The sequence below is a fragment of the Photorhabdus sp. RM71S genome (genome assembly GCF_042879355.1).
Classification (GTDB): Bacteria; Pseudomonadota; Gammaproteobacteria; order Enterobacterales; family Enterobacteriaceae; genus Photorhabdus; species Photorhabdus kayaii.
Genome location: NZ_JBHFKV010000022.1, coordinates 33,961 through 53,227, shown reverse-complemented (window position 1 = coordinate 53,227; position 19,267 = coordinate 33,961). Strand labels below are relative to the sequence as shown.

Sequence of the window (19,267 nt, the reverse complement as noted above, 5' to 3'; positions counted from 1 at the left end):
ATTTGGCATTAACCAATCTAGAGTAATAGGAGAACATAAATGTGGCCATTAGCGATTGTTGGGATTGCCATCGTATTTATCATGCAACTGATTTTTGGTGAGTTGTTGTATGAAGTGCGTGTGCAGTCAGTGCGCGCCAAGACTGATGTAGCCGCGCTGTTTCGTAGCTATGCTTCAGCCGGTGTGCAATTGCTTAATAATCATTCCGTTGGCGTGATCAAGAGTCGCAAGATGCAGCAGGCATTGACCACTCTACATATGACGTGGGTGAATACCGATGCCTGGTGTGACAACGCTGCCAGTCAGTGTCTCTGGGGGGGATTTATTTCAGGGGCTCATGTCTATATTTTCCGCAAAAATAGCCTCTCCGGCGACAATGGGTTATTGCATGGCACTTTCGGTGAATTGCTTAAATGGAGTGCTGAACCCGATCAGATTGGTTTTAAGTATGGTTCCAGACTTATCGACGGTAGAGGAAAACGGGTAGAGAGTCTGCTTGCCAGACAATTACCGGATGATGTTCGGAAGTTTGTATCTGACGGAGCGCTGGTGGAAATATTGTAGTTGTTGTTTCGCAAGCGGGATTTCTTCGGGTCACTGGGCTTTGTTAATAGGTTGTTTGGCTTACTTTTTTTCTTTTTGGAAAGATCGATGAACAAAATAATCACATATGTTTTTACGGTACTTGTCTGTATGTCAAGTGTCGCCGTTTATGCAACACCGATGCGTACACCCGTTCCTGTGGCAGCGGTATGGACAGCAACTCCGGGACAAACTCTGCGTGATGTTACACAAGAGTGGGCTAGTAGGTCTGGCTACCAGGTGGTATGGGATGCTTCCTATGATTTCCCTATCCGAGCTAGTCTGCGTTTTAATGGCACCTTTATCCATGCGGTAAGCGAGCTGTTCGAAGCCTACGCGATGGCGAATCGGCCTTTCGTTGTCGATATTTATCAGGAACAGCGGCTTGTTCATGTACAGGCTCAGGGGTAATAACATGCATATCCAGTTTTTGACGTTTTCCAGATTGATATTGCTGCCCTATATAGTGACTGGCTTGGCAGGTTGTGCAGCAATCTCTAATGTTGATCGGCAGGCAGATGTTGAGATGGCAAATGCTACCAGTATTATTAAGGAGTTACGCAATACTGCCGCCATGACGGCGGTGCATGTTCACGAGCATGGTTATTGGGTATCAACCAAGGAGATTCCATCAAAGAAGGAGGGTGAAACTGTTTCTTGCATGTTGACTCTGGAGGAAGCTGAGCCGATGACGCTGAGTCAGTTTGCGGAAAAGATCAAGCGTATCTGTGGCGTGCCGGTGTTGATCAGTGCTGATGCACGGTTTGCAGTGTCTTCCAGTTCGGTATCGGATTTGGCATCGGAGGTGAAAGAAAATGGTCAGGAGGTTGTTGTTGCCAATTCGAACGCGCAGTCAGTATCTGAAGGCGGTGAGCCAGAAGAGATGAAAATAAACGTGAATTGGCATGGCTCCTTGGCAGGTTTGCTTGATTCGGCCATTTTGTCGTCAGGATTGCATTGGAAAGTACACAATGGAGCAGTGCATATTTTCAAAACAGAGACGCGAGTGTTTCAAATATATGCATTGCCGGGTACGGATGCATTATCTTCCAGCGTGACAGCGACGACCAATGCAACGTTCGGCGGTGGCTTAAATGGAAGCGATAGCGGTAACGGTAACAGCGGTAGTTCCCAAACTCTCGCGACTTCTTTGACCCGTTCGGTTATGGATGAGATCCAAAAAGCGGTGTCAAATATGCTAACGCCTGGTGAAGGTAAGTTAACTTTGTCTATGGCGACGGCATCATTGGTGGTAACTGACTCACCTGAGGTACTCGATAGAATTAAGGATTATATTGATCAGCAGAACAAATTATTGACAACGCAGGTGGTGCTTAATGTCAAGATCCTTAACCTGACGTTCGATAGGGCTGATCAGTATGGCGTTGATTGGTCACTGGCCTATAAAGACGCTCATATAGGCGTGGGTGGTGCGGGCAGTGGTGTTACTGAGGGGCGTGATATCAGTACTAATATTCATATTCTTAAGGGGCCATTTAGTGACAGTAATTTACTGATCAAGGCGTTATCGACCCAAGGCAAAGTCTCTATAGTGACTCAACCTTCTGTGACTACACTGAATTTGCAGGCGGTACCGATGCAGGTTGCAACGCAGACCGGTTATGTTTCATCAACTTCTAGTACCTCGACGCCACAAGTTGGCATTTCAGTAGGGATCGAGCCTGCGACAGTGACGACGGGTTTTAATATGTTGATGCTGCCTTATGCAATGGCCGACAAGCAAATATTGTTGCAGTACAACATTAGTTTGAGCGATTTAAAGAGGCTGGAGAAATTCGGCGAGAAAGAGACCGGTCAGGTGCAGTTGCCGACAATAGATTTACGCGCATTCAGTCAGAAGGTGAGACTACATTCAGGTGAAACTCTGGTGCTATCAGGGTTCGAGCAGCAGTCAGATGACAGTGATCGTAGTGGTTTGGGTAGCCCGGATAATCAATTCTTGGGTGGGAGCCGTCAGGGCAAAAGAAACCATAATGTGATCGTAGTCATGATTACTCCTATAGTGGTAGATTAAAAAATGACCCAGACTGAAACAGGCGCGGAGCGCACTATGCAAATCAAGCTATATGGTAAGACTTTGGTCGCAGGCATTATCTGGCGACCGCCTGTCACTGTGTTAACACGTTCTCACATACGTAAAAATGGGATTGCCGCAGGGTTTACCTTGGCTGTCCGACATCGTGTTGGACGAAGTATACAGGTCGGGTATGTACCAAAGGAAGCAGGAGTACCGGGGTGTTATTCATTGGCGGCCGTTCTGGCTAAAGCGGTGGATAAACCTAACTGGATAGGTGCGTTTCATTTGCCTGATGGACATTATGCATTGGTAGCGGTACATCGGGGCGCGATAATGGCTGGACGTGATTTGATCGGCACTCGTGAAGAAATCGAAGCGAAATTGCGTGATACGGTGCAGTTGGTCGAGGGCGCCAATGGGATGTGGAATGCGATTTATGCGCCGAAGGAGTTTGAATCGCCGTGGTTGGAGGTACCATTGGCGCAACTGTTACCGCAGTCCGCATTGAAAAAATCGGTTGGTCAGCTTGAGAGTTTAACCGGCGAAATGTCGAAGTACCAGATTAAGGTCTTTGCCATGACCGCAGGTACTGCGTTCTTATTAGCTGGTGGTTGGTGGATGTGGCACATCTATAAGCAGAATACAGAAATAAGGGTACCGGATTTATCCAATGAGGTGGTGGAAATTCCACCGCCGCATCCGTGGCTGGCACAGCCAACAATGGAATGGCAGTTTTCTGCATGGAATAAAGCTTTAGCCAAGGTTCCCTTATCGCTCGCGGGTTGGCAGATTGAAGTCATTATGCTGGATGCTAATGCGGTTTCTGTGAGTTATCAACGTCATGATGGGATGCCGATCAATATCTTCCAGGTTGCTGCTATTAATATTTTCCGGGCTGGCCCGGTGATTTCCAATGGTGGGGAGCAGGCACAGGTATTGATACCGTTTGAGCCGTCTCAGGATCATGATCAGGAAAACAATGACGATGTGTTGCAGTCGTCGGATCAGGCGCTGGTTGAGCTGATGTCTTATTTTCAGGCGCTAGGTTTGCCCCCTCCAACTTTGACTGAGGAAGCTTCCGTTTTACCGCCGCCTCCGCCCCCTTTGCCGGAAGGCGAAACACACGTGTGGGCCAATCCTGACTGGCAGACTTATAACTGGACACTGACTTCTCAATTAGCGCCAGATGCACTGTTTTCAGGTAAGCCGCTCCCCGGATTGAGAGTGACCAGTGCCAGAATTGTGTTATCTGATGGTTTTCCTGAGTGGAAGCTGAGTGGAGTTTTCTATGCAAAAAATTAGCCAGCTTATAATCAGTCTATTTGTGGTGTCGGTATTTTCCCCGACATATGCGCAAACATCACCTACTGAGTTACCGGCAGCTCAGGCGAAGCGCCATGTTGTACAGAAGCCTGCATTGCCAGCGGCAACGACTGACAGCGTTGCTGCGCAACTGGAAAAGTTACAGACGGATTTGATGTTACTTAAAGCTGAAACCGCAAGGGCAAATGCTCAGGCTGAATTCGATAAAATTTCCAGAATGGTGAATAAAAGAGATGCCGTTAATAATGGCCTGCCTTTGGTTAAGTCAATCTTCGGGCGCAATGGGGTTCTGACTGCTACGCTCCGGCTTCGTTCAGGCGGTATCATGGATGTGAAAGCAGGTGAACAGTTGCCGAATGGTTATAAAGTGGTCCGCATTGATACCGGGGTCGTGACTTTCTCCAAACAGGGACGATTTTATGAGGTAGGTCTTACTGCTACCAATGATGCATCGTTGCTGGATGGCCTTGACTTGATGGTTGCGCCGCCGCTGCCGTTAAGCCGTTAATGACTGATGGGTGAAGATATTTATGGAAATAACATGCTCCGATCTGTTGTGTATGGTCAGGCAGGGGGCAAAAGTTTTATCTGCCTTGAGCGGCGCACTTGAAATAGAGTTAGCTAACCGCAGTTTGATATGTCTTGTTGAGTTACCTCAGCAGAAGGGGCAATGCGTACTTGCCGTGTCTGCCTCCCATCGGCTTGATCCCCATGTGCTGGCCTATGAAGAGACGGTTAAAAGGCATGGTCTTATCTATCAGATTGTCACTTGTGGCATGGGGAGCATATTGGAGTTGTACCGTCTCAGTAAGAGCGAGAGCCATGGACTGGGAGGGACTGAATCGGATGTTCAGCGTTATATCATTCACTTAATCGGCGAAGCGACTGAGGAACGTGCGTCAGATTTGCATATCGTTGCTCGCCGTAATTATTGTGAAATCCGTTGCCGTATTAATGGTTATTTGCGGTCTATAGGACAACTGCGGCCAGAAGAAGGGTTACGATTATGCGCGACTATCTATCAAAGTATGTGTGACGTGGCAGAGCCAACTTTTAAACCGATGCAGGCGCAGCGCGCGCGAATGAAAGATGAGTTTCTGGCCGAATGCGGACTTTCCGGGGCGCGTATTAATACTCGTCCACTTGATCGTGGCATGTTGATGGTACTGCGATTGTTGTATGCGGACAGCCCCGGTACGGTGTGCACCTTAAGCGATCTCGGCTATTTGCCGGAACAGTGTCAGATACTGGAAGAGCTTATGGAGCATCGGGCCGGTGTGGTTCTTTTGTCTGGTGCGACCGGTAGCGGAAAGAGCACTACTTTGAAAGTGGTGATGCAGAAGATGATAGCTGAGCAAGCTGGCATCCATCTGCTCACGCTTGAAGATCCACCCGAATATGAAATTGAAGGCGCTAATCAATCCCCTATAACCGGAGATCGAGGTGATAGCATCATTGTCGAACAGGAATGGGCGATGGCAATTGCTGATGCAATGCGACTCGATCCTGATGTGATTATGGTCGGTGAGATACGCGACGCAGTGACTGCAAAGATGGCATTTCGTGCAGCAATGACCGGCCATCTTATTTGGACCACGATACATGCAAACGATGCTTTAGCGATCTTGCCCCGCTTGCAGGATGAGGCTGTGATGGAGTCGCTATTAATAGATTCGCGGCTGGTGATTGGTTTGGTTAGCCAGGCGCTGATTCAGGTGTTATGTCCTCATTGTAAAGTTCCCCTGCGAGGGCATGAGCAAGAAGTCTCCGGGCGTCTGTTGAAACGACTAAATCTTTATTGTCAGCCGGAGTCGGTTTATCTACAGGGGGAAGGTTGTGACCATTGCAAACAGTGCGGCACCTTGGGCCGAACAGTAGTCGCTGAAGTGATACGCACTTCCCCTGGCTTAATGCAAGCTTATCGAATGGGCCACCATCACGAAGCGACTCGATATTGGATCTCGGAGATGGCGGGATTAAGCAAGATCGACGCACTTATTCGCAAAATAAATGACGGAATAATCGATCCCCGTGCCGCAGAACGTGTGATGGGGCCGATTATTCCTGCTATCCATCAAATAGAGTGAAACGCTATGTCCATGACCGATTTTGTTGAAAGACTGAACTATCGATTAGCGAAGATCCAGTTTGGTAAGAAAGCGCGTATTCGTTTTTACGGGCATCTGATCATGATGCTGGAAAATCGTATCATGCTGATTGATGCATTACGTGAAATGTATAATATTGCCAGCAACGAAGGCCATAAACCCAACAATGGTTGTGCATTGGTATTGAGTAGTTGCTATGAATCTGTCAGTCAGGGCAGTACTTTGGCGGAGAGTTTACAGCGATGGATTGGTCCCAATGAAGTCGCGGTGATTGCTGCGGGTGAGCGCTCCGGTGACATACGTAGCGCTTTTATGGATGCGATCGCCATGATCGAGGCGGGCAGCAAGATCCGCAATGCTGTGATTGGTACATCTATTTATCCACTTATACTTATTGGGATGATATGTGTATTGCTGCATATTGTGGCAGGTAGTTTGGTGCCCAAACTGGCCGCTGTTTCTAAGCCGGAAACATGGGATGGGGCGGCTTATACCCTTTATTTGATGGGAACATTTGTCAACGATTATGGATTTTATTCGCTGATATTTTTGATGATATTGATCATTCTATTGTTGTTATCACTGTCTTTTTTGGGGGGGCGACTGCGAACGGTGCTTGACCGGTTTCCGCCGTGGTCACTGTACAGAACCATTCATGGCAGTATGTTCATACTGAATGTGTCGTTACTAATCCGTTCAGGGATGATGTTGCAATCGGCGCTGGAGTTGCTGTTGGAACAGGCGGGGTCCCGTTGGTTGTATGTGCGAATCGCGGCTACGCTCGAACATATTTCAATGGGGGCTGGTTTTGGTGAGGCATTGCGCGATACCGGTTACCGTTTCCCGGATGACGAGGCGATCAGTTATTTGAGGTTATTGTCACGATTGCAGGGTTTTGATCAATCAATGGCGAAGTTTGCACGGCACTGGTTGGATGAAACGATAGTTAAGGTTCAGATAGTGACGCGTGGATTTCTGTTGGCTTCAATTCTTATGATTGGTGGCATGTTGATGCTGGTGGTTACGGCGGTATCGGGCATTGAAAACGCTATTGAACAGTCGTTATCTATGCCATCTGTTTAGCGGTTCCAATAGGCAATACTTAATGTTGGGATTAACGATGAAAATCAGGCAGAACATTGAAGCTGGAATCAGTGAAATTCAAGGAACAGGCAGCGTATGTCGTGATAAAGTGTTGAATGAGCTGAGAAAAGCTTGCGGACCGATTATCCTCCGAGCGCTTGATGACAAAGACGTGGTGGAGATCATGATTAATCCTGATGGAAAACTGTGGATTGAATCGTATAACCAAGGCATGAGTGAAGCACAATCTGATTTTCCGGCAGAGGCGACAGAGCGGATTTTACTGATTTCGGTAGCACTGCAAAAATCGGATATTGGGACTGATATGGGCCTCATTGAAGGGGAATTTCCGTTGGGGAGTGCTCGTATTGCCGGTGTTTTGCCTCCGTTGGCAAATGCTCCGACTATTGCCATTCGTAAACACTCTCCGGTGGTATTATCGCTGTCTGATTACCGCAAAAGCGGCATTATTAAACCGATAGGCTTTACCGCCATGCGGTTGGTATCCGGGATAGCGAGCTATAAACGCAGTTTTGAACATCCCATTGAAGCAATTCGCGAAGCCGTGGTTATGCGTAAGAATATTCTAATCGTTGGGGGGACCGGCAGTGGGAAAACGACGCTGGCTAATACTATTTTGCACGAGATTAGCCTGCAATGCCCGCATGATCGTATCGTGGCGATTGAGGATACGATGGAATTACAGCTTAACAATGCTAACCGAGCGCTGTTACGCACCAGTAAGGATGTGGATATGCGTCGTTTGTTGCGGACTACGATGCGTTTGCGTCCAGATCGTATTGTAGTGGGGGAGATTCGCGGCGGTGAAGCTTATACTTTGCTCAAGAGCTGGAATTCCGGCCACCCTGGAGGGGTAACAACCATGCATGCTAATTCATCTGAAGAGGGGCTACAAAAACTGGCGCATTACATTTATGAAGATGAGACTGCACAGGGTTTTACTCCTGATACTATCGGTTGGATGATCGCCAAAAGTGTGAATTTGGTGGTGGTAATAGAAAAGATCGCAATGGAACCGGGAAGAATGGTGACAGAAATTTGTGAAGTTTCCGGGTTTATGAATGGTCGTTACAATATGAATGTTTTATGTTTACAGAGTAATGGGTATTGTGAATTCAAACCACGTATTTAAAGGTGTGATGTTATAAATAATTCTGGAAATGATGATGAGAATATAATAATGATAACAAATCTATTTATAATTAATTATTTTCTTCTATTAATTGAATATTTGTTATTTTTAAGATGATGATATTCTAGGTTAAATAATTAAATGCTGTTGAATATTGATGTTTGTGGCTAAGGATGATAATTGAATTTTAAGTGTAAAAATACTGTGAATTATGTACAGACTCTCAGAGAATTAAATGTAATGAAATGAAACTAATAAGGGTTTCTGTTTTATTGGTTAAAATAATTTACTTACATTTTATTGTATGATTTTAATTGTTTTTATTAATTGCTAATGAATTATCTAGATATTATAAATGACAGAATTAATAGGTTAAAAAACACATAATTCCCTTAATATTTTGTAGCCCGGATAATACAGAGTTAAGGCTATGTAAATTTGGCAAAAATCTGCCAAATAATCCGGGCATGGATTTTTATTATTTTTTTAGACAAAAATCTTACGGTCGATTCGATAGAAAATAATCGTATCTCCCTGATTAAGTCTTTATTTTTCAAAAAGAAATTCTCACCGGTTTACCAAAACCAGACTCTATTCTTGAGCCGACGCAATATTACCGCAAATTCTTTGCTAATCGTTCATTTAAATTATCTGGAGGTAAAGTGAAAGCCTCTTTATTGCGTACTACTAAGAGAATGTGTAGTACCTAATTTTATTTTTCCCTGGTGTTGCGCAGATTTTGTTATCGGGAATAGCACTCGCTTTATTGGCGGTAAAGTTTGTGCAACCCGAAGTACAGTTCGAAACAGTATTCGCTTGATCATTGAGCGATCGGCTGCATTTAGCGCGGCACGTAACGAAATCTCAACGGCCTCATTAGCATATGTCCGCATTTGTTGTTCATAATCTGAAATCGCCTTGATTAAGTTTTCATGACCAGATGCTACGCGAGTTAGCGTCTGTGTGAGTAAAAGTGCGTCTCGAAGCGCTATGTTTGCTCCCATTCCTACCATTGGCGTCATGTTGTGAATAGCGTCGCCAAGTAGAGTGACAGCACTGGAACGCCAGGGTAAGAGATGCTCCATACTGCGTAACGGAATCACAGAGATGTTTTCCATATCACTCTGCTTAATCAGGGTATGCAGGTTTGGATCCCATGAAGCAATATGGGAGCGGATCAGATTACACAGAGATTCAGCAGGAAAATCAGTAATCGCATTCGGATAGCTATTCGTTGCTGTTGCATAGGCCCACATGACAAAATCACCAATTTCTGTCGATGTGGCCTTTACTTGAGTATTGATCGGAGCACGCCATAGGGAGACAAACAACCCTCCAGGCCTTTTAGGCACGATATTGTTGGGTGATCCATCTAGCAAATATTGCGGCAATGAGGCAGCAAGAGCCGGGGTAAGGCGTACACGGCCAACGATGAGGGTGACACCAATATCAAGCCTTTTTATCGCGGGGAGGTACTGCTTGCGTACTTTTGAATTGCTTCCATCTGCACCAATAAGAACATCAACATCTTCGTGACTTCCATCAGTGAAAAAAAGCCTGACTTTACCGTTTTGCATGTGTTCATAACGCTCGAACGTTTTGTTCCATTGAACGGTATCTGAGAGCCCCTCGTTTAGTACTTCTATAAGTTCAGATCTGCTGATTGACATCCGATCTTCGGTAATGATCTGTCCATCCTCCTGATGAATATCTCTCTGAGCTGAGAGAAGAAGACGTAGATGTTCATCATAGAATCTTGTCTGTCCACCAACAGGCTTTGAAATCTTTTTAAAGGTTAGCCAGTTGGTTTCTGGGAGGCATTCCTGCATTGCTTGCTGGCCGAATGTATCGACGTAAATTCCATAACCGGGAAGTATGGATGATGTAGCAGAACCTCGTTCATAGACTTTCACTTTTATTCCGTTTTTGCGCAAGCCATGTGCCAGGCATGCTCCACCAATCCCTGAACCAATTATTCCAACGTTCATTTCTTTTTTCTCCATAAGTAGTACGATGTGATTCTGAAAGAATCATGGTGACTGTAGCTGGCCAGGACCATTTGATCACAGCCATCGGTTGTGTTACTGCTATAGTCTTAATAATAGTATACCGTACCGTTCGGTACCAATAAAAATTTAGGTTTTTTACATGACAAATACACCTAAAGCCCAAACAGATCACAAAAGAACCCGTTCGTACTCTAGAATTTCAGGAGAACGAGTTAACGAGCTGTTAAAGATTGCTGCTCAGGTATTTGCAGAACGGGGTTTTGATGGTGCCAGTATCAATGAGATGGCGAAACGTGCTAATGCTTCGAAGGGAACCTATTATAGTCGATTTCCTTCTAAAGAAGAGCTGTTAGTCGCTGTTGTTAAGCAGAGAATAGAAGAAGTTGAGGGCGGTCTGGACAAGACCATGAATCCCGAGCCAGATATTGGGAAAGCATTAACCATTTTTGCAGAGGAAATTTTCACGGTAATTCTTTCAGAAACAATGATTGCAAATTACCGGGTGGTCACTCTGGAGGCCCAACGTTTTCCGCAATTAGGTAAAATCTATTATGAAAAGGGTGTCAAAAAGATAGTAGATTTTCTTGTCGAATATCTGGTGCGAAAGATGAAGGAGGGAAAATTGAACATAGTAGACCCGAAAATCTCCGCAGAGGTGTTTATCGATGGCATCATTGGAACGCCAAGGCTTAAGGCTACTTTGGGCATTGGTTTACCTACTCCAGAGGAGCAATCTCAGCGAATTGCCATCGCTGTTCAGTCATTTCTCGCTGCATATGGTACTTCCTCATGTGATAGCACTTCTTCATCATGATAGTCGCGCTGTAGTAAACCAGATGTAGTAAATCAGAAATTATTGTTCAGAAATTATCATAGGAATAGCGTTGAATTAAGGGCCTGCCTGTTATCAGGTAGGTCTTTCTGCTGGATTAAGAAAGCGGTTTGAATGCCTTGGATATAGACGAAATGCTTTGGCGTCTTTTTGGCTTGGTTGGTGATGGCTTATTATATTCCCTTTGTAAGTAAATAGTTTACAATGTAAATAACTTGTTGTTTTTCTTTGATTAGAGTTTGAATTTGTCATAATTAAAATTAACTCATGAGAATGTTATGAAGGTGGGTATGTTGATATGGTAAAAAGAGCGATAAAGCCACTGTGTATTTCGGTTATTTGTAGCACATCGATAATAGCTGGATATGCTTTAGCTAATCATCAGAATAGGCTTATTGAAGGTGATATTCAAAATCTGCCAAAAATGCAGATTGAAAAGATATCTGAGACAACAACACCTGAACAAGTACAAATTCAAACTGCTACAATTTCAGAAACAGAACGCCGTGAGATGCTGCGAAGTTGGATACCAGCACAAATTAAGCCCGTTTTCTTTGATCGATTGGTTAGTTTGTACTCCTCTAACCAGATGCAACCTTTGTGGCAAGATAAACTCGCGGTTCAACGCTTTGAACAACAACTTTCAGAACTGGCTTTGGCTGGGTTTCAGCCGCAATTTGGTCAATGGCTGATTGAACTCAATGATGCTCAATTGAGTCAGATGGGACGTGATCTCATCTTATCGGATGCTATGCTAGGTTATTTACAATTTGTCTCAGATGTCGGCCATCAGGGCCAAAGCTGGCTCTATCGCACTATACCATACAAAATACCATACAAAATTGTATTACCTTCACCAGTCGTTATAGATCAGTGGCAGCAAGCTATTATCGGTCACAATGTGGCCGCTTATGTCGCAGCACTGGCACCACACCATCCTCAATATGAAAATATGCGCAAGGAGATGATGAAACAACTGGCTGATAGTAAACTGTGGCCACAGCTTTCTGACAAAAGTGCGCTAAAACCGGGACAGAGTAGCGCTGATGTCGCTGTGTTGAAGGAAATACTTATTCGTCTTGGTATGTTGAGCGAACTGACAACTCAATCAGATAATATCTATGATCCTGAACTGGTGACTGCGGTAAGAAATTTCCAGCATTGGCAAGGGTTGGTGCCGGATGGTGTAATCGGTAAACGCACAAGAGATTGGCTAAATACTTCGCCTCAAACCAGAGCAGGATTGATGGCGCTTAATATCCAGCGTTTACGTATTATCCCAGGATATGTGTCCACAGGAATTATGGTCAATATTCCCGATTATTCATTGCATTATTATCTTAATGATCAGGAAGTATTGGACTCGAAAGTGATCGTTGGTCGCCCAAGCCGTAAGACACCCATTATGAGTAGTGTGTTGAATAGTGTGGTGATTAATCCTCCCTGGAGTGTGCCAACTAGCCTGGCAAGAAAAGATATCGCACCACGGGCGGTTGATGATCCCGGATATTTTCAACGGCGAGGATACGTTATCTTTTCAAATTGGCGTGCTGATGCCAGTGTCATCGACCCTTACACTATTGATTGGAACGTGATTACGCCTGCTAACTTTCCTTATCGAATATGGCAAGCTCCGGGGCCGACTAATTCATTAGGCCGTTATAAATTTAATATGCCAAATTCTGATGCTATCTATTTGCATGATACGCCGAACCATAACCTGTTTAACAAAGACATTAGAGCGATCAGCTCTGGTTGTGTGCGGGTTAACAAGGCTTCAGAATTAGCAAGTATGTTATTGGAAGATGTAGGTTGGCATCAGAGTAAAGTGAATAATACCCTGAAACAGGGTAATACCGTTTATGTTAACATCCCACAGCGTATTCCAGTTTATTTGCATTATTTAACTGCTTGGGTAGATGAGCAGGGGGTACCTCAGTACCGTACCGATATTTATGACTACGACAATAGTGTGAGACAAGGTACCCAGTTTTTGTCAAAGTTGTTACCTTTACAAAACTAAATGCAACTAATTTTTGTTATTAATTGTCATAGTGACCAGTTGGCCTATTTTTTCTATAATTTGGGTAGATGTTTCTTCATGGATATAATCGATCATAATCGCCGCAAGTGGCTTAGTGTGGGAGCCGCTGCTTTAGGCTTGAGTTTGTTGCCGGGGCATACTTTTGCGACTCTGGCCACTCCACGCCCACGAATTTTACGTTTTGATAACTTACATACGGGTGAAACGATTAAAGCTGAATTTTTTGACGGTTATCGTTACAACAAAGAAGAGCTGGCCCGTTTGGATCATCTGTTTCGAGATTACCGTCAAAATAGAGTTAAGACTATTGATCCTAAATTATTTGATCAGATTTATTTGCTGCAAATGATGATAGGGATTAATAAGCCTGTACAACTCATTTCTGGTTACCGTTCACTGGTAACCAACAATCAGTTGCGCAAGCAAAGTAAAGGCGTGGCTAAACAGAGTTACCATACTCGCGGGCGGGCGATGGATTTTCATATTGAAGGTATTGAGCTTAGTCGTATCTGCAAGGCTGCTCTGAAAATGAAAGCGGGAGGGGTAGGATACTATCCACATAGTAATTTCGTTCATATTGATACAGGTCCCGTCAGGACGTGGTAATCTGGTGAGTAACTATTTTGTTTTGACTATGGAGTAAATGAAATAATGAAATACCAAATTATTCCTGTTACTGCTTTTATGCAGAATTGTACCCTTATTTGGAATGAAGAGAGTAAGGAAGCGGCAATTGTTGATCCGGGTGGTGAAGCAGAAAAACTGATCGCCGAGATAGAACGTCGTGGTCTGAAATTGACTCAGATTTTATTGACTCATGGTCATTTTGACCATGTTGGTGCAACAGCGGAGGTCGCTGAACATTTTAATGTGCCGGTCTACGGGCCACAGCAGGAAGATGCTTTCTGGATCGAAGGCTTGCAAGCTCAAAGCCGGATGTTTGGCATTGAAGAATGTCCATCATTTGAACCTGATCGCTGGTTAAATGAAGGTGATGAGCTGCGGGTGGGGGGCGTTGATTTATCTGTATTGCACTGTCCGGGACATACACCAGGGCATGTTGTGTTTGTGAATCATGTAGATAAGCTGATTTATATGGGAGATGTTCTATTTAAAGGAGGGGTTGGGCGTAGTGACTTTCCACGCGGTAATCACCGGCAGCTAATTAACTCAATTAAAGATAAACTTTTGCCACTTGGTGATGATTATGAATTTATTCCGGGGCACGGACCAATGTCGACGCTAGGTCATGAGCGGCAGACTAATCCATTTTTACAGGATGAAGTACCAGGCTGGTGATGTGGCGTAGCGTTTATATTCAATATAGTGTCAATCTGAGGGCTGGCTGATAGTTGTTTGATGGCAACTATAACTGATTGGAGACTTCAATTAGATTTTGATCCGGATCACGGAAATAAATGGACATAATAGCTCCGTTTACTCCGGTATGTTTAACCGGCCCTTCAAGGATTTCAACTTCATTTTGATGCATCTAATAAGATTAATATCGCAATTGTGTCGGATGTCGAGTCTTTTGAACGATAAAAGCCGCTGAAATTCAGCGACTTTTTCAGAGTAAAGTAAATATAGTAAGGTAAATGTTAACTTAGAGTACTGCAACAATGGCTTCACATAATGGAGCCATGTTTTCCAACGTCAAACCAGCGACGTTAATACGACCGGAACTGACAGCGTATATACCAAATTCCTCACGCAAACGTTCTACTTGTTCTTTTGTCAGCCCACTGAATGAGAACATACCATTTTGGCTAATAATAAAGCTGAAATCCTGTTTTGCCCCTTTTTCCTGCAAGGTATTGACAAACAGTTGACGCATGCGCTGGATACGTTCGCGCATGGTGGTTAGTTCCTGTTCCCAAGCTGCTTTCAGATCTTCATTTGACAAAATGGTAGTGACAACAGATGCACCATGAGCGGGTGGGTTAGAATAGTTCGCACGGATAATCGCTTTTGCCTGGCTGAATGCTTTTTCTGCTGTATCACTGTCACTAGCAACAATAGTACAGGCGCCAACACGTTCATTGTACAGGCCAAAGTTTTTGGAGTAAGAGCTGGCAACGATCAGTTCATTATGATTTTTCGCAAAAATACGTAGGCCTTCTGCATCTTCATTCAGGCCCTTAGCAAACCCTTGATAAGCGAAATCAAAAATAGGCAACCAGCCTTTCTCCGCAGACATTTCTGCCAGCTTAGCCCATTGTGCCGGGGTTGGATCAATGCCCGTCGGATTGTGGCAGCAACCGTGGAACAAAACAACATCACCTGCCTGAGTTTCAGACAAGCTTGCCAGCATGCTTTCGAAATTCAGTGCGTGTTTTTCAGCGTCATAGTATTTATATTCGCAGACTTCCAAGCCGGCGGCGGAAAAAACGTTTTTATGGTTTGGCCAGGTTGGGTTGCTAATCCAAATGCGTTTAGCATTAGTCTGTTTGGCAATGAAATCCGCAGCAATACGTAAAGCACCTGTACCGCCTGGGCTTTGTGCCGTGCGGGCGCGTTTATCTGTGACGACTGGGTGATCTTTGCCAAACAGTAATTCCTGAGTTACGCGGCCAAATTCAGCTAAGCCGCTAATTGGCAGATAATTCTTTGTTGTTTCGTTTTCCAGTAAATATTGTTCAGCTTTTTTAACACTGGTCAGAATAGGGGTTTTTCCTGTTTCATCTTTATAGACACCGATACCAAGGTTAATTTTATTTGTACGAGGATCAGAACGGAAACTATCGGCTAAGCCAAGAATAGGGTCGGCAGGCGCTGCTGTGATTTTCTCAAACATGTTTTTGATTCCAAAGCTCAGAGTTAAGCCCAAAAGGGCAGTCAGGGTAACGTCGCTGAAACAGTTTGCCAACTATTTGTCGTAAAAAGAAGATAATCTTGTGAGGCAGTTTGCGGAGTGAGAAAAAGTTGGAATAGTAGAGAGAAAACACAAGACTAAAAAAGCAGCACCTAAGCGCTGCTTTCTCTTAATGATGCTTAACTTGTTCAGCTAAATCTAATTTACCAACGGTAATTAGAATTGGTAAACCATACCTACGCCAACAACGTTGTCAGTGCTGATACCCGTTGCTTTGGTGAATTCATTGCTATCCAGCAGGTTGATTTTGTAATCAACATAGGTAGTCAAGTTTTTGTTGAAGTAGTAGAAAGTACCGACCGAGATATATTTTACGAGATCGTGATTGTCGGATTCTTTCTCGTCATTACCGAGGTCACCGAACAGATTTTTACCTCTGGACTGAACGTATGCCAGAGACGGACGTAAACCGAAGTCGAACTGATATTGGGCGGTCAATTCGATGTTCTGGGTTTTGTTAGCGATACTTTCCCAGTTTACACCGTCAACATTTCCACCGAAACGAGTCATATTACGGGTTTCACCGTACATGGCAGCCAAGTAGATGTTGTTGGCATCGTATTTGGCGCCAATGTTCCATGACTCAGCGCGATCACCCAAGGCAGTAGAGCCAGTAAGTTTGTCTTTTTTCCCTTTTTCCTCAACAATGCTAAAAGCAGTTTTTTGCGCAGAAGTACGAGCAGAATTAGAGTACGAGCCACCGACGCTAATACCGTAACCTACGTCATAAGTTGCAGAGAGACCGTAACCTTCACCATTATCCTTACGATCAGCACGGCTATTAGCCGTGTTGTTGCTGTTCTCACCCTGATATTGCAGAGCAAAGTTCAGGCCATCAACTAAACCGAAGAAATCGGTATTGCGGTAAGTCAACAGACCAGTAGAACGGCCAGTCATGAAGTTATCAGTCTGCGCCATTGAGTCGCCACCGAATACTGGCAACACATCGGTCCAAGCGTTGACATCATAAACCACACCGTAGTTACGGCCATAGTTCATTGAACCGTAGTCGGACAGTTTCAACCCAGCGAAAGCTAAACGCGTTTTGGTTTCTTCGTCAGTACCTTCTGCGCGGTTACCTTTGATATTGTATTCCCAACGGCCAAAACCGGTCAGTTGGTCATTAACTTGAGTTTCACCTTTGAAACCCAGACGGGCGAAGGAGTTATCGCCATCTTCGCCGCTTTTGTTGTTAGCGAATTTGTGCTGGACTTCAACTTTACCGTATAGGTCCAGTTTGTTGCCGTCTTTGTTATAAATTTCAGCCGCATTTGCTGCGCCAGCAGCTAACAGAGCTGGGATTACTACTGCAAGAACATTGCGTTTCATCATTATTATTACCCTCATTGGTGTTATTCGGACACCTGCCACTGCCAAAAATAATTCTTTAAAAATCTACGGAACTATTTGTGAGAGTTTAGTGTCGTCTGTTTCGCTGTCAAGTGTTTCATTGGTTGTTATTTTTATCCACTCACAAAATGCTATAAAAAAGAAAATTTAGTAAAAATGTGAAACAAAGTGTTTCAAAATGTAAATATGAGATTATTTTTTAATCTCTGGTTGGTCCAGTTGATCAAAAAGTGGAAAATGACTCGTAGTCAGTGGCGAAAGAAAATTACCTGTTGATCTTAATAAAAAGAGTAAAATATGGTGCTTATTTCATCAATTATATTTCTTATATATAACTTACTGATATGCTTGTTGATGTGTTATATACTATTTTTTAATAGATATCTGATAATGATTATTCTTGAAAAAAGTAGTGCTCACTCTAAGTGAGCACCATAACATGTTAGTTAGATTTTCTATTAATCTACCTAATTTATTTCAGACTGTTAGAATTGATATACCAAACCTATACCCACAGCGTTATTCGTATTGACATCGAGATATTTGGTGAAGGGGGTGTCATGTACTAAGTTGATTTTGTAATCAACATAGGCAGACAAATTTTTGTTAAAGTTATAATAAGAACCAATAGAGATATATTTTACCCAGTCTTGATGAGTGAAAAAAGTTGTTCCCCTGGATTGAACATATGCCAGAGATGGGCGCAGACCAGAATCCAACTGATATTGGGCAGTTAATTCGATATTACGAGTTTTTGCAGAGACAACATCTTGGTAGCCGAAAGAGGTCATATTGTGAGTTTCGCCATACATGGCAGCCAGATATAGGTTATTTGCATCATATTTGGCACCAACGTTCCATGCCTCAGCCCTTTCACCACGAGCGACAGAGGTAACGAGCCTTTCATGTGTAATAGGGCGGTCAGCATTGGAGTAGGCTCCTCCTAAGCTGATACCATTACCGATATCATAAGTAACAGAGAGGCCGAAACCGTCACCGTTACTACCACCGTTAGGCTTAATGCGATCTCCGGGTTTATGAAGTGAATTACGGCCGTTTTTGCTGTCTTCGTCGTTCTTACCTTGGTATTGCAGGGCGAAGTTCAGACCATCAACCAGGCCAAAGAAATCCGTATTACGGTAAGTCAGGACACCGGTAGCACGATTAGTCATGTAGGTGTCAGCCTGCGACATGGAGTCAGCACCGAATACTGGCAGTACATCGGTCCAGGCATTGACGTCATAGAGAACACCGTAATTACGACCGTAGTCTAGAGAACCATATTTAGCCAATTTTAGACCAGCGAAGCCCAGACGGGTTTGATTACCTTCGGAATCGTTTGCCTCGGCTTTGTTAGCCTGAATATTGTATTCCCAACGGCCATAACCGGTCAGTTGGTCATTGATTTGGGTTTCACCCCTGAAACCCAGACGAACGTAGCTTGCATCGCCATCTTCACTATATATAGGATATGTATCTGATTTTTGGGTAATTTTAGCGAATTGATGACGTACATCAACTTTGCCATAAAAATCCAGTTTATTACCGTTTTTGTTATAAATTTCAGCGGCATTTGCTACACCAGCAGTCAACAGCACTGGGATGACCACGGAAAAGATACTACCCTTCATTATTGTTACCTTCATTTAATTACTATTGTTAATGACCATCATTGGCGTTATTCGGACATCTGTTACTGACAGAAATAATTCCTTTAAGAAACTCGTTGAAATTATTTATGAAAATATCGTGTTGTCCGAGTTGGGGCACAGTCTTTCATTAGCTGTGGATTTTATCTATCATTTAATTGATACAAAGTGACGATTTTTGTAATAAAGTGAAAATAATATATTGCAAAATGTAAATGAAA

16 protein-coding genes and 1 pseudogene are annotated in these 19,267 nt (G+C 43.9%); 12 read left to right on the top strand and 5 right to left on the bottom strand.

The genetic code is table 11. From position 1 onward, the window contains the following. Positions 1 to 39 precede the first annotated feature (39 nt). The 8 genes from ACGF5R_RS13115 (at position 40) to trbB (ending at position 8,287) form a co-directional block, all read left to right on the top strand. The gene (locus ACGF5R_RS13115) at positions 40 to 564 is read left to right on the top strand and encodes a hypothetical protein (protein ID WP_112876551.1); all 525 of its coding nucleotides are present in this window, start codon (positions 40 to 42) and stop codon (positions 562 to 564) included. Between the two features lie 87 nt (positions 565 to 651). After that, a complete protein-coding gene (locus ACGF5R_RS13110) occupies positions 652 to 993 on the top strand; it encodes a toxin co-regulated pilus biosynthesis Q family protein (protein WP_112876550.1) in 342 nt (113 codons plus the stop codon). Positions 994 to 997: 4 nt separating this feature from the next. Then, positions 998 to 2,617 (top strand): PilN family type IVB pilus formation outer membrane protein, encoded by a 1,620-nt coding sequence (locus tag ACGF5R_RS13105; protein WP_112876549.1) that lies wholly within the window; start codon positions 998 to 1,000, stop codon positions 2,615 to 2,617. A 3-nt stretch (positions 2,618 to 2,620) separates the two neighbouring features. Then, the gene (pilO2, locus tag ACGF5R_RS13100) at positions 2,621 to 3,922 is read left to right on the top strand and encodes a type 4b pilus protein PilO2 (protein WP_387691188.1); all 1,302 of its coding nucleotides are present in this window, start codon (positions 2,621 to 2,623) and stop codon (positions 3,920 to 3,922) included. After that, positions 3,909 to 4,451, top strand: coding sequence for a type IV pilus biogenesis protein PilP (pilP, locus tag ACGF5R_RS13095; protein WP_387691186.1), 543 nt, complete (start codon positions 3,909 to 3,911; stop codon positions 4,449 to 4,451). The genes pilO2 and pilP overlap by 14 nt, the downstream gene beginning before the upstream one ends. A 22-nt stretch (positions 4,452 to 4,473) precedes the next feature. Beyond that, positions 4,474 to 6,030 (top strand): GspE/PulE family protein, encoded by a 1,557-nt coding sequence (locus ACGF5R_RS13090; protein WP_387691184.1) that lies wholly within the window; start codon positions 4,474 to 4,476, stop codon positions 6,028 to 6,030. Positions 6,031 to 6,036: 6 nt separating this feature from the next. After that, the gene (locus ACGF5R_RS13085; protein WP_112876545.1) at positions 6,037 to 7,134 is read left to right on the top strand and encodes a type II secretion system F family protein; all 1,098 of its coding nucleotides are present in this window, start codon (positions 6,037 to 6,039) and stop codon (positions 7,132 to 7,134) included. A gap of 37 nt (positions 7,135 to 7,171) precedes the next feature. After that, complete coding sequence (gene trbB, locus ACGF5R_RS13080) at positions 7,172 to 8,287, top strand: P-type conjugative transfer ATPase TrbB (protein ID WP_205072933.1); 1,116 nt, start codon at positions 7,172 to 7,174, stop codon at positions 8,285 to 8,287. Positions 8,288 to 8,961: 674 nt separating this feature from the next. Here trbB and ACGF5R_RS13075 read toward each other — a convergent pair. Beyond that, complete coding sequence (locus tag ACGF5R_RS13075; protein ID WP_112876543.1) at positions 8,962 to 10,275, bottom strand: NAD(P)/FAD-dependent oxidoreductase; 1,314 nt, start codon at positions 10,273 to 10,275, stop codon at positions 8,962 to 8,964. Positions 10,276 to 10,435: 160 nt separating this feature from the next. Between ACGF5R_RS13075 and ACGF5R_RS13070 the strand changes: the two genes are divergently transcribed. The 4 genes from ACGF5R_RS13070 (at position 10,436) to ACGF5R_RS13055 (ending at position 14,471) form a co-directional block, all read left to right on the top strand. Beyond that, a complete protein-coding gene (locus ACGF5R_RS13070) occupies positions 10,436 to 11,110 on the top strand; it encodes a TetR/AcrR family transcriptional regulator (protein ID WP_112876542.1) in 675 nt (224 codons plus the stop codon). Positions 11,111 to 11,426: 316 nt separating this feature from the next. Further along, positions 11,427 to 13,151: a L,D-transpeptidase gene (gene ldtD / locus ACGF5R_RS13065; protein WP_387691182.1), complete on the top strand. Its 1,725-nt coding sequence runs from the start codon at positions 11,427 to 11,429 to the stop codon at positions 13,149 to 13,151. A gap of 78 nt (positions 13,152 to 13,229) precedes the next feature. Beyond that, on the top strand, positions 13,230 to 13,778 hold the full coding sequence (locus ACGF5R_RS13060) for a DUF882 domain-containing protein (protein WP_387691180.1): 549 nt from the start codon (positions 13,230 to 13,232) through the stop codon (positions 13,776 to 13,778). 45 nt (positions 13,779 to 13,823) lie between these two features. After that, entirely contained in the window at positions 13,824 to 14,471 is a 648-nt protein-coding gene (locus ACGF5R_RS13055; RefSeq protein ID WP_112876539.1) for an MBL fold metallo-hydrolase, read from the top strand. Between the two features lie 67 nt (positions 14,472 to 14,538). Here ACGF5R_RS13055 and ACGF5R_RS13050 read toward each other — a convergent pair. The 4 genes and pseudogenes from ACGF5R_RS13050 to ACGF5R_RS13035 form a co-directional block, all read right to left on the bottom strand. Continuing rightward, a pseudogene (locus ACGF5R_RS13050) lies at positions 14,539 to 14,643 on the bottom strand (VOC family protein); the annotation flags it as partial. A 135-nt stretch (positions 14,644 to 14,778) separates the two neighbouring features. Continuing rightward, entirely contained in the window at positions 14,779 to 15,969 is a 1,191-nt protein-coding gene (locus ACGF5R_RS13045; protein WP_112876538.1) for an amino acid aminotransferase, read from the bottom strand. Positions 15,970 to 16,203: 234 nt separating this feature from the next. Continuing rightward, positions 16,204 to 17,379, bottom strand: a complete 1,176-nt coding sequence (gene ompC / locus ACGF5R_RS13040; protein ID WP_387691178.1) for a porin OmpC — start codon at positions 17,377 to 17,379, stop codon at positions 16,204 to 16,206. 503 nt (positions 17,380 to 17,882) lie between these two features. After that, positions 17,883 to 19,028: a porin gene (locus ACGF5R_RS13035; RefSeq protein ID WP_112876537.1), complete on the bottom strand. Its 1,146-nt coding sequence runs from the start codon at positions 19,026 to 19,028 to the stop codon at positions 17,883 to 17,885. Positions 19,029 to 19,267: the final 239 nt, after the last annotated feature.

Excerpts from the sequence above, each read along its gene's own strand:
- ACGF5R_RS13115 (WP_112876551.1), top strand. The coding sequence starts at position 40 with ATGTGGCCATTAGCGATTGTTGGGATTGCCATCGTATTTATCATGCAA.
- ACGF5R_RS13110 (WP_112876550.1), top strand. The coding sequence starts at position 652 with ATGAACAAAATAATCACATATGTTTTTACGGTACTTGTCTGTATGTCA.
- ACGF5R_RS13105 (WP_112876549.1), top strand. The coding sequence starts at position 998 with ATGCATATCCAGTTTTTGACGTTTTCCAGATTGATATTGCTGCCCTAT.
- pilO2 (WP_387691188.1), top strand. The coding sequence starts at position 2,621 with ATGACCCAGACTGAAACAGGCGCGGAGCGCACTATGCAAATCAAGCTA.
- pilP (WP_387691186.1), top strand. The coding sequence starts at position 3,909 with ATGCAAAAAATTAGCCAGCTTATAATCAGTCTATTTGTGGTGTCGGTA.
- ACGF5R_RS13090 (WP_387691184.1), top strand. The coding sequence starts at position 4,474 with ATGGAAATAACATGCTCCGATCTGTTGTGTATGGTCAGGCAGGGGGCA.
- ACGF5R_RS13085 (WP_112876545.1), top strand. The coding sequence starts at position 6,037 with ATGTCCATGACCGATTTTGTTGAAAGACTGAACTATCGATTAGCGAAG.
- trbB (WP_205072933.1), top strand. The coding sequence starts at position 7,172 with ATGAAAATCAGGCAGAACATTGAAGCTGGAATCAGTGAAATTCAAGGA.
- ACGF5R_RS13075 (WP_112876543.1), bottom strand. The coding sequence starts at position 10,275 with ATGAACGTTGGAATAATTGGTTCAGGGATTGGTGGAGCATGCCTGGCA.
- ACGF5R_RS13070 (WP_112876542.1), top strand. The coding sequence starts at position 10,436 with ATGACAAATACACCTAAAGCCCAAACAGATCACAAAAGAACCCGTTCG.
- ldtD (WP_387691182.1), top strand. The coding sequence starts at position 11,427 with ATGGTAAAAAGAGCGATAAAGCCACTGTGTATTTCGGTTATTTGTAGC.
- ACGF5R_RS13060 (WP_387691180.1), top strand. The coding sequence starts at position 13,230 with ATGGATATAATCGATCATAATCGCCGCAAGTGGCTTAGTGTGGGAGCC.
- ACGF5R_RS13055 (WP_112876539.1), top strand. The coding sequence starts at position 13,824 with ATGAAATACCAAATTATTCCTGTTACTGCTTTTATGCAGAATTGTACC.
- ACGF5R_RS13045 (WP_112876538.1), bottom strand. The coding sequence starts at position 15,969 with ATGTTTGAGAAAATCACAGCAGCGCCTGCCGACCCTATTCTTGGCTTA.
- ompC (WP_387691178.1), bottom strand. The coding sequence starts at position 17,379 with ATGATGAAACGCAATGTTCTTGCAGTAGTAATCCCAGCTCTGTTAGCT.
- ACGF5R_RS13035 (WP_112876537.1), bottom strand. The coding sequence starts at position 19,028 with ATGAAGGGTAGTATCTTTTCCGTGGTCATCCCAGTGCTGTTGACTGCT.